The sequence below is a fragment of the Streptomyces sp. NPDC050988 genome, from assembly GCF_044456225.1.
Taxonomy (GTDB): domain Bacteria; phylum Actinomycetota; class Actinomycetes; order Streptomycetales; family Streptomycetaceae; genus Streptomyces.
In genome coordinates, this window is the sequence record NZ_JBITFQ010000002.1 from 242570 (window position 1) to 256540 (window position 13971).

Below are 13971 nucleotides of genomic sequence, written 5' to 3' on the forward strand. Positions count from 1 at the left end.
AGCCGCGTGCGGGAGCCCGTACCCATGGGAACCTCCAGCGCCAAACGGGCGAGGTTCACCTTCCACGAGTTCCTGTGCACGGACGTCGAGTCGGCGCGTGCGCCCCGCCGTTCACTCCCGGATGTGAACGCCTCGAACCGCGGATGCCGTCAGGACTCTTGATGCGAACGGAGTCCCTTGCTTCTCTACTGATAGGAAAGTTTCCTATCGGACAGCTATGTGATCGGAGTTCGCATGACGGCACCCCCACGGTCGTTGCGCCCCGCTGCGCTCGCCGCCTGGCTCAGCAGCGTCCTGCTCCTGCTCGTGACCGTCCTCCCCACCGCCTCTGCCTCCACCTCCACCTCCACGACCATCGACCGGAAGGCCGCGGCACCCGCGGCACCCGCGGCGACCACACCGGTCGGCCTCAACGGACAGCTCCGGGTGTGTGGCACCAAGCTGTGCAACAGCCGCGGAAACCCCATCCAGCTGCGCGGCATGAGCACACACGGCACCCAGTGGTACCCGCACTGCCTGACCGGCGGTTCGCTCAACGCCCTGGCGCAGGACTGGAAGGCCGACGTCCTGCGTGTCTCGACCTACGTGCAGGAGGGCGGGTACGAGACGAACCCGCAGCACTTCACCAACCTCGCCCACTCGCTCATCCAACAGGCGACGGACCGCGGCATGTACGTGATCGTCGACTGGCACATGCTCACCCCCGGTGACCCGAACACCAACCTGAGCAGGGCGCGGCAGTTCTTCACCGACATCGCCAACCGCAACAAGGACAAGAACAACCTCCTCTACGAGATCGCCAACGAACCCAGCGGCGTGAGCTGGTCCCGGATCAAGAGCTACGCGGAGCAGGTCATCCCGACCATCCGCGCCATCGACTCCGACGCCCCCGTACTGGTCGGGACCCGCGCATGGTCCTCGTTCGGCGTCTCCGAGGGCGCCGACGAGTCCGAAGTGGTGAACAACCCGGTCCAGGCGACCAACGTTATGTACACCTTCCATTTCTACGCGTACTCGCACCGCGACGAGTACCTGGCGACCCTCTCGCGTGCCGCCGACCGGCTCCCGGTCTTCGTCACCGAGTTCGGCACCCAGAACTACGCCGGCGAGGGAAGCAACGACTTCGCCATGTCCCAGCGCTACCTCGACCTCATGGCGAGCAAGAAGATCAGCTGGACGAACTGGAACTTCTCCGACGACAACCGTTCCGGGGCTGTCTTCAGGACCGGAACCTGCAACAGCAACGGGCCCTGGACCGGCGCCTCGTCCCTGAAGCCCGCGGGCGTGTGGATCCGTGAGCGCATCGCGACGCCCGACAACTTCCCGGTCGCCTGACCGAACGCCAGTATGGGGCGGCGCCATCGACGAACCGGCCTCGTGGAAACGAGACCGACGTCGAGCGGCGCCGCCCCTCTACTCTTCCCGCAGCAGCGATGTGCCGGGGTCTCAGGCAGACACTCACGCACTGGGCGGGGCCATCCGGCCGGGCTTGGTGGCCGTGGTGGTTACTCAGGGCTCTTGACGAGGGAGTTGAGGGTCTCCGGGGTCATGGTGTCGGGGACGTGGACGCTCGGAGAGAGCTTGTAGGCCTGACCACGCACGGCACCGCCGGGGAACTCCGCGGTGTGGATGTTGAAGTACCAGTTCTGGGCGTTGGCCTTGATGCCGTCCAGCAGGTCCTGGTCATTCACGGTGACCGTGCCGTAGACGAACTTCTTGCCGTCCTCCAGCTTCTTCGTGAAGAACGGGATCTTCACATCGCCGTTGACACCCTTGACACCCTTGTGAAGGTGACCCAGGGTCGGCGTCCCGATCCCGGTGAAGGTGAACGCGTAGGAGACCTGGTCGCCCTGGATCCGCATGAGGGCGAGCGCGTGCCCGTCCTTGTCACCCACGGCCGGCCCGCCCTCGATCGGCACCTCGTTCGCACCGTTGAGGACCGACCCGAAGAAGGTCGCGTCCTCCTTGTTCTTGTCCCAGCGGCCGGCACCCTGCACGGTCTCGGCCCCGGCGGCGTGCCCGCTACCGGCCGACGCGTGTCCGCCGGCCGTCGGGCTGCCCGCCGCGGCACTGGCCCCGGCGCCGGTCGCAGCGTCCTCACCGTTGCAGGCGGTCAGCACGAGCGCACCGGCGACGGCGGATACGACGATCATCCCAAGACGCTTGTTCTTCATGGCAGTTGGGGCCTCTCAACTAGTGCGGCCGCGGCTGTTTCGCGGTCCGTCATCCCCAACACGGACGGCCCTCACTGCCCAGGTCTCCCGATGACACTCCTGAGACACTTCTGAGACGACCCGCGATCACTCGGAACACGGTCTTGACAGAGAACCCCCACCGAGCGGGCCCGAAACTCGTATGACTCCTCTTCACGGCGTCGGGATCATCCCTGGTCAGGTGGGGACCGGGGTGACGGAGTCGGCCTGGGCCAGATCCACGGTGCTCTCGACGCCGTCAGCCTTCAGAACGACGGCGCCGCGGCGCGCGGAGACGACCTCGCCGCACAAGATGGTCCCGCCCTGTCGGATCAACAGACCTGAGATGAACGCACCGCACCGCCTCGGACTGCTCAACCAGATGTGGTTCCTCATGGTGTTCGTTCCACGCCGTTGTAGTGCTGGATGGCTGGTCAGCAGTTGCGGATACGCAAGACCGGCGCCCAGTCCACGTTCCTGGCCTGTTCACTGTGGGCGGGCGGCATCAGCCAGCTCGACCCGTTCAAGAAGTACGTCCTGGGTCGAGTGCCTGCGGTCTGGCTGTTCTCCCACGAGCCGCGGGTGTACCAGGGGATGACGTAGTAGTCACACCGATACATGCCGATGTTGTCTCCGCGGAAGTCCTCGTACTGGTAGGCGCAGAAGAAGAGGTAGTCCGCTCTGCCGATGCAATAGGGAGAGTTGTACTCGTTCGTGGTCACCTCTCCCAGCGGACGCGGCTGCTTCTCGCCAGGCACGGTGACGTTCAGCATCGCGCCGTCGAGGTCGATCCGATTGGGCGCCACCTGGGTGGCGTTTTCGGCCAGCTTCGCCAGGTAGGCGTCCACCTTGTTCTGCAGGCCGACGGCCTGCTCGGCACTCAGACCCGCCGCGCGGGACTCCGCGACGAACGCCGCCCGATCATCGGCCGCGGCGTTCACCCCGGCAGTCCCGGTGACGGCGGCAAGGAGCGTCGTCATTCCTGCGCCAAGAAGAACAACTAACCTGGATCTCACGGAATTTCTCCTTTGGTTGGCCTGAACAGGACCGACGAGTCTCATCCCGCCGGCCGTGTAGGCGAATTGCGGGTTCTGGCGCAGCTGTCCTGACGTTGCGCCGGTGTCGGTCAGCACATTCAGAAGGTTGCACCTCGGCCAGGCCGTGCCTCGGCGTTGTGGCCGGCCCGGCGAACCTGCACGGTCGCTCCATCGGAGACAGGCTCAGACGCCGTCTCGCAGGAAGTTCCAGGTGTCCCGGCCGACGATGCCGTCGTCCTCGATTTGCCATGCCCTCTGAAATTCCTTCACCCAGTGCTCCGTATTCGAGCCGAAGTCGCCGTCGACGATCAGAATCTGGCGGCCCTGCCAATAGTTGAGGATGCACTGCACTTCACGTACCGCGTTTCCCTTGCTGCCGCGCCGTACAGTCGCGCTTCCGTCGTAGTAGTCGCAGTAGAGCTGGATCCCCACCTCGGACCGCCCGGTCGTCGGCGTAGGCGGTGCGGCCTGGGCGGCGGAGGGCACGACGGCAAGGATGCTGCCCGCCATCGCGCCGGTGGCGACCAGGGCCGCTATTCGGTGACGGATCGTCATTGAAGTATCCCCCTCTTGGTTCCCGACAGTTGGTCCGCTGCACGGGTCGGTCAACGCAGTAGGCGATGTGAAGACCCTGATGGGCTGTGCTCGCTCTCGTCACGTACGCGATCCTGTTGGGTCCGTGATGGCGTTGCACATGTCACTCATGCTAGGGAACAAGGCGAGCGAAGACTTATCCAAAGCTGCTCAGCTTGTGCTGTGTCTGTGCCGCCTCACGGCAGCACTGTGAGGAGCAGGAACCCCGCTCTCCGACTGCCACCGCGGCGGTACCGGCCACAGCCATCAATCCCGTGTCGGCGCTGCACGGGCCCAACGCTTCGCCTGCCGCCGTCGCCCCACCGGGCAGCGCCACGACGGCGTCTCCCAGAGGGTCCACTCCATCGTGGCGTGCGTGCATCCGCGGTCAGATCAGGAACTCGAAGTACCACCCAACCCCATTCTTGTAACAGCCAGGCTTTGACGGCCGAACCGTGAAGTTCTGTCGGGCCATGGCCTCCTTGCGGTCACTGCACACCGGTTCGGTTGAGTAGTAGGAGCTTTTCCCCCACCAGTCGGCGACGTGTGCGGCCGCCGTTCCGCCTTCCATCGATTCCGACGCCGCTGACGCCGCCGTGGCGGGAATCCCCGCCCCCAACGCGACTGCGGCCAAGCAGGCCACGACACGACGTATCCGCATGCTTCTCTCCTCGATCGATTGAGCCAGCAACAACCATTTGCCGTACGACGATGGCTCGCCGACACATGGACATGCCGAACAGAGACATCGCCGTCTCAGGGCCGGTGAGACCAGGGGGCTCCTCGCGTGTGAGGTCCACACATCAAGGAATCGGCAGAGATGCCCCGCGCGTCCGATCAACTGTCGTGGTAGCCACTGTCGTGAAATCCGTTGTCGTGCTGCCCGTTGTCGTGGTAGCCGGCCTGTCCCCAATGGCCGGACTCACTGGCCTGCGAACCCGAAGGGGACGTGTGCGAGTCCCACGGCATGGGGGCGGCCAGCGCGGGCTGGCCGAGGGCGCTCAATGCCGCCGCGATCAGGAAGACGGCGGCGACCGTACGCTTACGCAAACGCATCTGCTCTCCTTGGTGATGTCGTTGATTGGCCGTCCGAGCCAGGTCGTGGCATATCGCGAGGCGCGGCCTTGGCCCGGGGTGGCGAACGTACGAAGCTTCAAGGGCCGGTCCAAAGGAGCGGCTCGCCCCCCCTGGTCACGCCCTGCCGGTTGACGGCAACCGGCAGGGCGTTCCCTCTGCGAGCGGTCCCCCGTGCTGCTCGCATCACCAAGTTCAGCGGCCCGCAGGATTGTTGGGCAGCCCTGTTCGGGCGGCCTAACAATGGCCGGTCGGGTTCTTTCCAGGGGGTGGTGAGGTACGTAGGTTGGCCGTCCGGTCCGGTGCCGGGGCGATGGGAGGGGCGAGATCGTGGCGGGGCGTCGTGAGGTGCCGGTGGATCCGGGGGCGGGCCCGGTGCAGCGGTTCGCGTTCGAGTTGCGCAAGCTGCGGGCCGAGGCGGGTGGCGTCACCTACCGGGTGCTGGCCCAGCGGGCCGGCTACTCGGTGCCGACGTTGTCGCAGGCGGCGGCCGGTCAACAGTTGCCCACGCTGCCAGTGGCTCTGGCGTACGCGGCGGCGTGCGGGGGCGATACCGCGCAGTGGGAGGCGCGCTGGCATCAGGCCGTGGAGGAGGCGGCCGACGCTGACCCGGAAGGTGACGCGGATGATGTGGAACCGCCGTACCGCGGTCTGACGCGGTTCGAGACCGGGGACCGCGACCGGTTCTTCGGCCGTGACCGTCTCACCGCCGACCTACTGGACCTGTTGCGCCGCCGGCGATTCGCCGCGGTCTTCGGGCCGTCCGGCAGCGGTAAGTCCTCCTTGCTGCGAGCCGGGGTGATCCCCGCCCTCCAGCACTCCCAGGAGGCGGCGCCGCGTGCTGCCGCGATCCGGATCCTGACCCCCGGCGACCGGCCGGCACGTACCCACGCCCACCTCCTCACCCCAGGCGTCCCGGTCACCGCGAACACCGGGGCGGACGTCTTCGTGATCGTCGACCAGTTCGAGGAGGCCTTCACCCTCTGCCATGACACGGTCGAGCGGTCCCGCTTCATCGAGCTGCTCCTGGCCGCCCGACGGCCCGAGAGCCGATTACGGGTTCTGCTGGCGGTCCGCTCCGACTTCTACAGCCGCTGCGCCGAGCACAGCGAACTGGCCGACGCGCTGCGCGACGCCAATCTGATGGCCGGTCCGATGAACGCGGCGGAACTGCGCGAGGCCATCGTCAAGCCGGCGGCCGCCGCCGGACTGACCGTCGAACGTTCCCTGACCGCCCGCCTCGTCGGCGACGTCGCGGATGCGCCGGGCGGGCTGCCCCTGCTGTCGCACGTGCTGCTGGAGACCTGGCGTCGACGCCGGGGCAAGACGCTGACCTTGGCCGGCTTCGAGGCGGCCGGTGCCCTGGACGGTGCGGTCGCCAAGACTGCCGAGGAGGTCTACAGCCAGTTCACCGACAGCCAGGCACGCACGGTACGGCGCGTGCTGCTGCGGCTGATCACCCCCGGCGACGGCACCCCTGACACCCGCAGGCCCGCGGATCGCTGCGAACTGGAAACTCCCGCGCATCCGCAAGCGGACCAGGTGCTGGAGGCTCTCACCCGCGCGCGTCTGCTCACCCTTGACAACGCCACCGTCGAGATCGCGCACGAGGCCCTCATCACCGCCTGGCCGCGGCTGCGCCGATGGATCGAGGAGGATCGCGAACTCCTGCGCACACACCGGAAACTGACCGAGGCGGCGCAGGCCTGGCAGGAACTGGGCCGCGAGGCGGGCTCGTTGTACCGGGGCAGCCGACTGGCCGCAGTCCAAGACCTTTTCAGCAGCCCGGAACGCATCACAGACCTGACCGACCTCGAGCACAGCTTTCTCACGGCCAGCCTGTCCGCACGCGATGCGGAAGAACACGCGGCAACCCGTACCACCCGCCGCCTGCGGGCACTGGCCGTCACCCTCTCCGCTCTCCTCGTCCTCGCTGTGACCGCGAGCGTGGTCGCGTGGAGCCAGAACCGGATCAGCAACCAGCAGCGACAAGCAGCCGACACCGCACAGAAGGTCGCCCTGTCCCGGCAGCTGGCCGCGCAATCCGCAGCACTGCCCGGCCAGGACTCCGACCTCGCCGCGCTGCTGGCCGTCCAGGCCTTCCGGACCAGGCCGACCGCCCAAGCGGTGGAGAGCCTCTCCGCTGCCGCCGCCGTGCCTGTGAGGTACCGGCTCACCGGACATTCCGGCACCGTGTCCTCGGTGGCATTCAGTCCGGACGGCCGCACCCTGGCCACCGCCGACGGGAACGGCACGGTCCGCCTGTGGGACACCGGCACAGGCCGGCTCCGCGACAGCCTCCCCGCAGACGACGCCCGGGTCGACGCGGTGGCGTTCAGCCGGGACGGGCGCGTCCTGGCCACCGCCGGCCGGGATCGCACCCTGCGGCTGTGGGACAGGAGCACCGGCCGTCTGCGCGAAACGCTCCTGGCAGACCCTGACGCGGCCGACACCGGACAGATTGTGCCGTTCGACGTGGTGACGTTCAGCCCGGACGGCCGCAGCCTGGCCACCGCCGGCCGGGGCGGAGCGGTGCGGCTGTGGGACACAGGCACCGGCCGACTACACAGGACTCTTCTTGAATTCGCTCAATCGCTGGCTCCCGGGCAGCCCGGGCCGACTTCCTCGATGGCGTTCAGCGGCGACGGCCGTACCCTGGCCACCGGTGCCAGGCGCGGCATCGTGCGACTGTGGGACACGGGCACCGGCCGCCTGCGCCGCACCCTCGAAGGGCACACGGCCCAGGTCACCTCGGTGGTATTCAGTCCCGACGGCCACACTCTCGCCGCGAGCAGCTCCGACAAGAGTGGAACAGTGCGGTTGTGGGACCCCGGCACAGGCCGCCTGCGCCGCAACCTGGCCGAAGATGCCGCTTCCGTCCTCTCCATGGCGTTCAGCGCGGACGGCCGTACCCTCGCCACCGCCTGGCCCGATCGCACGGTCCGATTGTGGGATGCGGACACGGGTCGCCTGCGCCGCAGTCTGACCGGGCACACCGCCCGGGTCACCTCAGTGGCGTTCGGCCCCGACGGCGACACCCTCGCCACCGCGGGCAGTGATCGCACGGCGCGGCTGTGGGACACGACAGTCGGCCAGTCCCGGACTGTCCTCTCCGGACACTCCAAGGAGGCGGACGCCATGACATTCAGTCCGGACGGCCGCACTCTGGCCACCAGCAGCTTCACTGGTGTCCACCCAGTGCAGCTGTGGGACACCGTCACCGGGCGCCTGCGCACGCGACTGCCAGGACATACCGCTTCTGTCCTCTCGATGACGTTCAGCTCGGACGGCCGCGCCCTCGCCACCAGCAGCCTCAACAACGGCGTGGAACTGTGGGACGCAGCAACCGGCCACCTGCGCATACGCCTGCTGGGCCATACCGACCTGGCCGACTCGATGGCGTTCAGTGCGGACGGCCGTACCCTCGCCACCAGCAGCCTCAACAACGGCGTGGAACTGTGGGACGCAGCAACCGGCCACCGCCGTACAACCCCGTCTCTTCAGAGCGAGACTGATGTGACCTCAATGGCGTTCAGCCCTGATGGCCGCACTCTCGCCGCCAACAGCCGTGGTCGCACGGTGCGTTTGCTGGACACGGCCACCGGCCGCCTGCGCCGCAGCCTGACCGGGCACACCGCCCAGGTCACCTCAGTGGCGTTCAGCCCCGACGGCCGCACTCTCGCCACCGCAGGTGATGATCGGGCGCTGCGGTTCTGGGACATCGCCTCAGGCCGCAGCCACGGCAGTTCGGCCAGGAACACCGTGTCCTCAATGGCGTTCAGTCCGGACGGGCGCACCCTCGCCACCGTCGGCGGCAACGATCACACGGTGCGGCTTTGGAACGCGGACACCGGCGGCAGTCTGACCACGCTTTCCGGACACACCGACACCGTGCTGTCAGTGACATTCAGCCCGGACAGCCGGACCCTGATCACCGCCGGCACGGATCAGACCGTACGACGGTGGAACGTGGCGCTGTCGGCTCCTACCGCGGCGATCCGCAAGATCTGCCACGCCATAGGCCGCAACCTCACCCCACAGGAACGCTCGATGTACCTGCCGGACCAGACAGCCCGCGCCACCTGCCCAGGCTGAGCAAGGCCAGAAACGGCAGCGTCCTGTGATGCGCGGGGCATGCCCTGTCCCGACTCAGGTCAAGGCCCGGGACCGTCAGTTCAGTCCCAACGTTCTCGATCTCTCCTCGCCCAGCAGCGCAGCCAGTTCGTCCGTGGTCGGCGCGGTCGCGGGACCTCGACGTGTCACCGCCAGAGCCGCCGCCGCGTTCGCCCCGCGCGCCGCGTCGTAGGCGGATGCTCCGCGACCCAGCAGTGCCAGGAACGCGCCAACATGTGCGTCGCCGGCCCCATTGCTGTCGACCGCGTTCACGGGAAACCCGGGGACATGGACGATGTCAGGAGAGCCCGGTGCCGCCAGCCGGCATCCGTCCTTGTCGGCCCGTACGACGACCCCGGCCCCGCTCCGGAGGCGCCCGCGCAGCACATGCGCGGCTTCCCCCGGCTCCGCCATCCCCGTCATCAGCTGGGCCTCCCGCGCATTGCAGCTCAACCAGTCGGTCCGGGCCAGTACCGGGTCCAGTACCTCGGCCGGGATGTCCGCCACAAGCGGCCCGGGGTCCAGGCAGACCCGTACGTCTTCCGCGAGGCTTGCGACCATGCGCGACAGCAGAGGGCCGTTCACCCGCATCACCAGGCTGTAGCCGGACACCTGCACCAGGTCGCCGCCGCGCACGGACGCGGCGATCGTCTCCGCCTCGTCGGATGTCATACGTGCGTCGACCCCGAAGCTCGTGACAAAGGTCCTCTCGCCTCCTCCGTCGACCAGAGCCACGCAGAACCCGGTGTCGCCGTCGGAGCGCTCCGGAAGTACCAGCCCGATGCCCTCAGCGGCGAGGGAGGCACGAACCAACTCCCCATAGGGGCCGGTGCCATGGAGCCCGGCGTACACGGCTTCGGCACCCAGCCGACGGGCCGCGGTGAGTGTGTTGAAGCCTCCACCCGCGTACAGCTCGGTGCGGGTTCCGATGACGTCGCCACCGCGCTCGGGCAGAGCGGGCACATCGATGACCAGGTCGACGATGACGTTCCCCGCGAGGACGACTCGGTAGTCGCTGTTCATCGGGTGGCCTCCTCAAGCGTGGCAGAACCGGCGGCGGAGTCGGCGGTCACCGGTGAACGCCGTCCCAGCAGCGCGTATGTCGCGCCGGCTGTGACGATCGCGATGAGCCACCCCAGGCCGTTCGTACCGAGCCAGGAATCGGCCAACGGCCCGGCGAACCACACATCGTCCGCGCCGGTCGCGGCCTTGGTGAAGAGCAGCCCGGCCGCGATCGCGGCCAGCCACGCGATGACGGCGGGCAGATGGAAGCCGCCGGTGTACCAGTAGCGGCTGCCGCGTCCCGTGTCCATCAGACCGGCGGGGTCGTAGTGACGGCCTCGGAGCATGTCGACGGCGATGACACCGATCCAGGCGGAGATCGGCACGGCGAGCAGAGTCAGGAAGGTGCTGAACGGGCCGTAGAAGTCGTCCGCGACGAGCATGAAGTAGATGCCACCGAGGAACATCAGGACGACATCCAGCACGACCGCCCAGGCACGCGGCACACGAATGCCGAGCGTGATCATCGTCAATCCGGCCGAGTAGGTGGAGAGGTGATTGGACATCAGCAGTCCGCCGAACGCCGCGATGAGATACGGAACCGCCATCCAGGAGGGCAGCATCGCGTTGATCGCCGCGACCGGATCGGCGGAGGTGGCGAGCGTCGGATCACCGGCCGTGAGGAGCGAGCCCAGGGAGATCAGCAGCACGAGGGGAATGCCGGCCCCGAACGCCGAGGCGCGCACGAGCCGCATGCCCGGGACCGCCCTCGGCAGGTAACGGGCGTAGTCCGCACCGGCGTTGGCCCATCCGATGCCGGTGCCGGCCGCTATGAAGCCGATGCCTGCGATGACGCCGCTGACCGGGCCGGCCGGGTGTTCGAGCACCTTCGACCAGTCGACGGTCGCCACAAGGAAGCCCATCACCACGAGGTTCAGGACTCCGAAGACCACGGTCGCCCACTTGTTGATCCACATGATGGTGGCGTGCCCGAGCCCGCTGATCATCAGCGTGCAGGCGATGAAGACCAGCAGGCAGAGCAGTGTGAGGACGGTGCCCCGGCCGGCCCCGAAGACCGTGTTGAGCAGGGCGAGCAGCGCGTACGCCGCTGTGGTCGTGGTGATCGTCTCCCAGCCGACCCGGCTCAGCCAGGTCACCAGGGTCGGCCCGTGGTTGCCGCGCTGCCCGAACACCGCACGTGACAGCGTCAGGGCCGGTGCCCCGCCCTTCTTGCCCGCGATGCTCAACGCGCCCACCAGCGCGAACGAGCCCACCGAACCGCCGACCGCGACGAGGACGGCCTGCCAGATGTTCAAGCCGCGGAAGGCGACGAGGGTCGCGCCGAGCGGCAGACCCAGGATTGAGATGTTGGCGGCGAACCACGTCCAGAACATCTGGCTCGCGTGACCGTGCCGCTCGCTGTCGGGGACCGGCTCGATCCCACGGGTCTCCACGGTGCCGACGCGGTCGTTCTTCGTTGAAGCAGCCATCGCGGGACCTCCTTGCCTGTGCTCGGTACAGAGGGAAAAGGGGGAAGGGTTCAGCAGGGGAAGGGTTCAGCAGGGGGAAGGGTTCAGCAGGGGGAAGGGTTCAGCAGGGGGAAGGGTTCAGCGGGTGCGGTAGGTGAGCAACTGCCGGGTCAGGACCTCCAGTTCGAGATCGTTGACCTCTTGCAGGGTGCGTACGGCGTCGCCGGGCAGGGCGCCGAACCCCGCCACGGCCCCCGCGATCCCACCCGCGACGGCAGCGATGGTGTCGCTGTCACCGCCGAGATTCGCGGCCAGCAGTGCGGAGCGCCACGGATCGCCGTCGGTGAGGGCCAGTACCGCGAACGCGGCCGGGACCGACTCCTGGCTGGCGACGCTGGTGCCGATGAGCGCATCGATCCGGTCGAGCGCCACTGCTGTGTCCAGGCCGTCCACCAGTTCGCGTGCCCAGGCGATACACGCCGAGATGCTGGCGCCCGCGGTCCAGTGCCCGCGCCGGGCGCCGGCCGCCGACATCGTGATCGCGGCCTCGAAGGCATCGTCGAGCGAACCACCGGCAATGCCGGTGGAGACGGCCGCGGCGACGGCCGACGCTCCCGCGATCCCGACGGTCGTGTCATGCGTGACCTGGCAGGACTCGACGACCCGGTCCAGGAAGCGTTCCGTGTCGGCGGTGTCGAACGCGATGCCGACCGGCGTCACCCGCATCGCGGCGCCGTTCGTCGTGCCGTGCTTGCCTGCCTCCTTGAGGTCGACGCCGCGCGTCACCGCGTCCAGGGCCGCTTTCGTCGACGGGCCGAGCAGGTCGAACGACCCCTTGGCCTTCATCTCCTTCTCCCAGGACAGGAGTTCCTCGGCGAACCGCCGGGGATCGACATGTCCGTCGCCCTCGACCAGGAGCCGAGCCACGATCACCGCCTGGTCGGTGTCGTCCGTGACGGATCCGGCAGGCATCCCGGCGCTCACCGGGTTGTCGGACCGCGCGGGCTCGAAGCCGCTCAGCGTGCCGTAGACCCGCACGACATCGGCGCGGGACATGACCTGCGTCGGCATCCCGAGGGCGTCGCCCAGCGCAAGCCCGTAAAAGGCGCCGAGGGCGCGATCGAGCAGGGCGGGGTCGGGTGTGGACGTCACAGTTGGGCTCCTCGGCCGGTTCGTACGTGCAGTTGGAACCGGGACGGATCGAGCAGGCTGGTGACCTTTTCGACGACGTCCCCGTCCGCGCCCCGGAACACCTGGGAGACGCGGAGGAAGGACTCGCCGGGCGAGCGGTGCAGGATCGCGGCCTGGTCCGTGTCGAGTCCGGCGACGGCGATGTGCGCCTCACCGGAGTCGGGGACGCGGCCCGCCGCCGCGAGGGTGCGGCTCAGGGAGCCGTCGTCCAGTCCGCGTTCGGGCAGGTCGGCGAGGCTCCCGACAGCGGGCACGCGGCTGAACTCGAGCGAGACGCCGTGTCCGTCGGCCAGCCGACGGACACGGTCGAGGGCGATGAACTCAGTTGACCCCAGGCCCAGTTCGTCGGCGAGAGCATCGTCCCGTATCCGCTCGAAACGCAGGGTCTCGGTTGTCAGTTCGGTGCCCTGCGCGGCGAGTGCACGGGTCCAGCCGAGTTGTTGGTCGAGGGGAGCGCCGTCGAAGGTGACGATCGACCCGATGCCGGCATGCGTCTCGATGAGCCCCTGCTCGCCGAGGACACCGAGGGCCTGCCGTACCGTCGTCCGGCTCACCCCGAACCGCTCTCGCAGTGCGTGCTCGCCGGGGAGCTTGCTGCCGTCGGCATGCACGCCCGCACGGATCTCCTCCGCCAGCACATGAGCGACACGATGATGCTTGTAAACCTGTCCAGGCATGTCTAGAACGTAGACGCCGATCTCCGGACCTGTCTACACCTGTCCAAAAAGTTGAGCCGGATCTCCCGCACTCGGGGCCGGGGCAGGCAGCCCATCGGCGGTTGCGCAGTTCCTGCACCGTGGCGTCGGCGTGCTCTCCTCCGCCGGTTCGACGGAGGTCGGGAAGGTGTTCCTCCACTACGCGGCCGACAGCAACCCGAAGAACATCGTCCTCGGATGTGAGGCAAAGCCCTCAGATCGTGGCGGCCGATCTCGCCGAGGCCGCGTTCCGCAATGCCGGCCAGAACTGCACCAGGACTCCGGCGGCTGGTTCGTCGCGCGCGCCGTCATCGACAACGTCTCCCCCGCCATGGCCGTGGCACGGGAGGAGGCTTTCGGCCCGGTCGTCACGGTGCCTGCGTTCGACGCCGACGAAAAAGCACTCGCCGCTCGCCGTAGCCGACGACACCGATTGCGGGCCGGCCGCCACCGTCTGGTCCCACGGCATCGACCGGGCCCTCACGCCGGCCCGCGGTGTCCGGGCCGGTACCGTCGCGGTCAATGGACCTGACGCCGAGCACGCATCCTCACTGCCGTGTCCAGACCGGGATTCAGACGTCGAAGGCTCGTAGCCAGGGCCGACCGGCGCGCGACGAACCACCCA

At 68.3% G+C, this 13971-nt stretch carries 13 protein-coding genes; 3 read left to right on the top strand and 10 right to left on the bottom strand.

What is annotated here, in order from left to right; all coding sequences use genetic code 11:
- The first annotated feature begins 234 nt into the window (after positions 1–234).
- Positions 235–1335 (top strand): glycoside hydrolase family 5 protein, encoded by a 1101-nt coding sequence (locus ACIBEI_RS05920; RefSeq protein WP_398885477.1) that lies wholly within the window; start codon positions 235–237, stop codon positions 1333–1335.
- 170 nt (positions 1336–1505) lie between these two features.
- On the opposite strand, the gene ACIBEI_RS05925 is transcribed toward ACIBEI_RS05920, so the two are convergent.
- The 6 genes from ACIBEI_RS05925 to ACIBEI_RS05950 form a co-directional block, all read right to left on the bottom strand.
- Complete coding sequence (locus ACIBEI_RS05925) at positions 1506–2153, bottom strand: CHRD domain-containing protein (RefSeq protein ID WP_398885479.1); 648 nt, start codon at positions 2151–2153, stop codon at positions 1506–1508.
- A 237-nt stretch (positions 2154–2390) separates the two neighbouring features.
- Positions 2391–2570, bottom strand: a complete 180-nt coding sequence (locus ACIBEI_RS05930; RefSeq protein WP_398885481.1) for a hypothetical protein — start codon at positions 2568–2570, stop codon at positions 2391–2393.
- Positions 2571–2626: 56 nt separating this feature from the next.
- On the bottom strand, positions 2627–3325 hold the full coding sequence (locus ACIBEI_RS05935) for a hypothetical protein (RefSeq protein ID WP_398885482.1): 699 nt from the start codon (positions 3323–3325) through the stop codon (positions 2627–2629).
- 87 nt (positions 3326–3412) lie between these two features.
- Positions 3413–3784, bottom strand: a complete 372-nt coding sequence (locus ACIBEI_RS05940) for a peptidoglycan-binding protein (protein ID WP_398885484.1) — start codon at positions 3782–3784, stop codon at positions 3413–3415.
- A 406-nt stretch (positions 3785–4190) separates the two neighbouring features.
- Positions 4191–4463 carry a hypothetical protein gene (locus ACIBEI_RS05945; RefSeq protein WP_398885486.1) on the bottom strand — a complete coding sequence of 91 codons (273 nt, stop codon included), beginning with the start codon at positions 4461–4463 and terminating at the stop codon, positions 4191–4193.
- Between the two features lie 176 nt (positions 4464–4639).
- On the bottom strand, positions 4640–4858 hold the full coding sequence (locus ACIBEI_RS05950; protein WP_398885488.1) for a hypothetical protein: 219 nt from the start codon (positions 4856–4858) through the stop codon (positions 4640–4642).
- A gap of 348 nt (positions 4859–5206) precedes the next feature.
- Between ACIBEI_RS05950 and ACIBEI_RS05955 the strand changes: the two genes are divergently transcribed.
- Positions 5207–8971, top strand: a complete 3765-nt coding sequence (locus ACIBEI_RS05955; RefSeq protein WP_398885490.1) for a helix-turn-helix domain-containing protein — start codon at positions 5207–5209, stop codon at positions 8969–8971.
- Positions 8972–9046: 75 nt separating this feature from the next.
- Here ACIBEI_RS05955 and ACIBEI_RS05960 read toward each other — a convergent pair whose 3' ends face one another.
- The 4 genes from ACIBEI_RS05960 to ACIBEI_RS05975 all read right to left on the bottom strand — a co-directional run bounded on the left by ACIBEI_RS05960 (position 9047) and on the right by ACIBEI_RS05975 (position 13328).
- Positions 9047–10012, bottom strand: coding sequence for a PfkB family carbohydrate kinase (locus ACIBEI_RS05960; protein ID WP_398885492.1), 966 nt, complete (start codon positions 10010–10012; stop codon positions 9047–9049).
- On the bottom strand, positions 10009–11481 hold the full coding sequence (locus tag ACIBEI_RS05965; RefSeq protein ID WP_398885494.1) for a purine-cytosine permease family protein: 1473 nt from the start codon (positions 11479–11481) through the stop codon (positions 10009–10011). Before ACIBEI_RS05965 ends, ACIBEI_RS05960 begins: the two co-directional genes overlap by 4 nt.
- 117 nt (positions 11482–11598) lie before the next feature.
- A complete protein-coding gene (locus tag ACIBEI_RS05970; protein ID WP_398885496.1) occupies positions 11599–12612 on the bottom strand; it encodes an ADP-ribosylglycohydrolase family protein in 1014 nt (337 codons plus the stop codon).
- Positions 12609–13328 (bottom strand): GntR family transcriptional regulator, encoded by a 720-nt coding sequence (locus ACIBEI_RS05975; protein WP_398885498.1) that lies wholly within the window; start codon positions 13326–13328, stop codon positions 12609–12611. Before ACIBEI_RS05975 ends, ACIBEI_RS05970 begins: the two co-directional genes overlap by 4 nt.
- Before the next feature lie 166 nt (positions 13329–13494).
- Between ACIBEI_RS05975 and ACIBEI_RS05980 the strand changes: the two genes are divergently transcribed.
- Positions 13495–13878, top strand: a complete 384-nt coding sequence (locus ACIBEI_RS05980; protein WP_398885500.1) for an aldehyde dehydrogenase family protein — start codon at positions 13495–13497, stop codon at positions 13876–13878.
- The last annotated feature ends 93 nt before the right edge of the window (positions 13879–13971 follow it).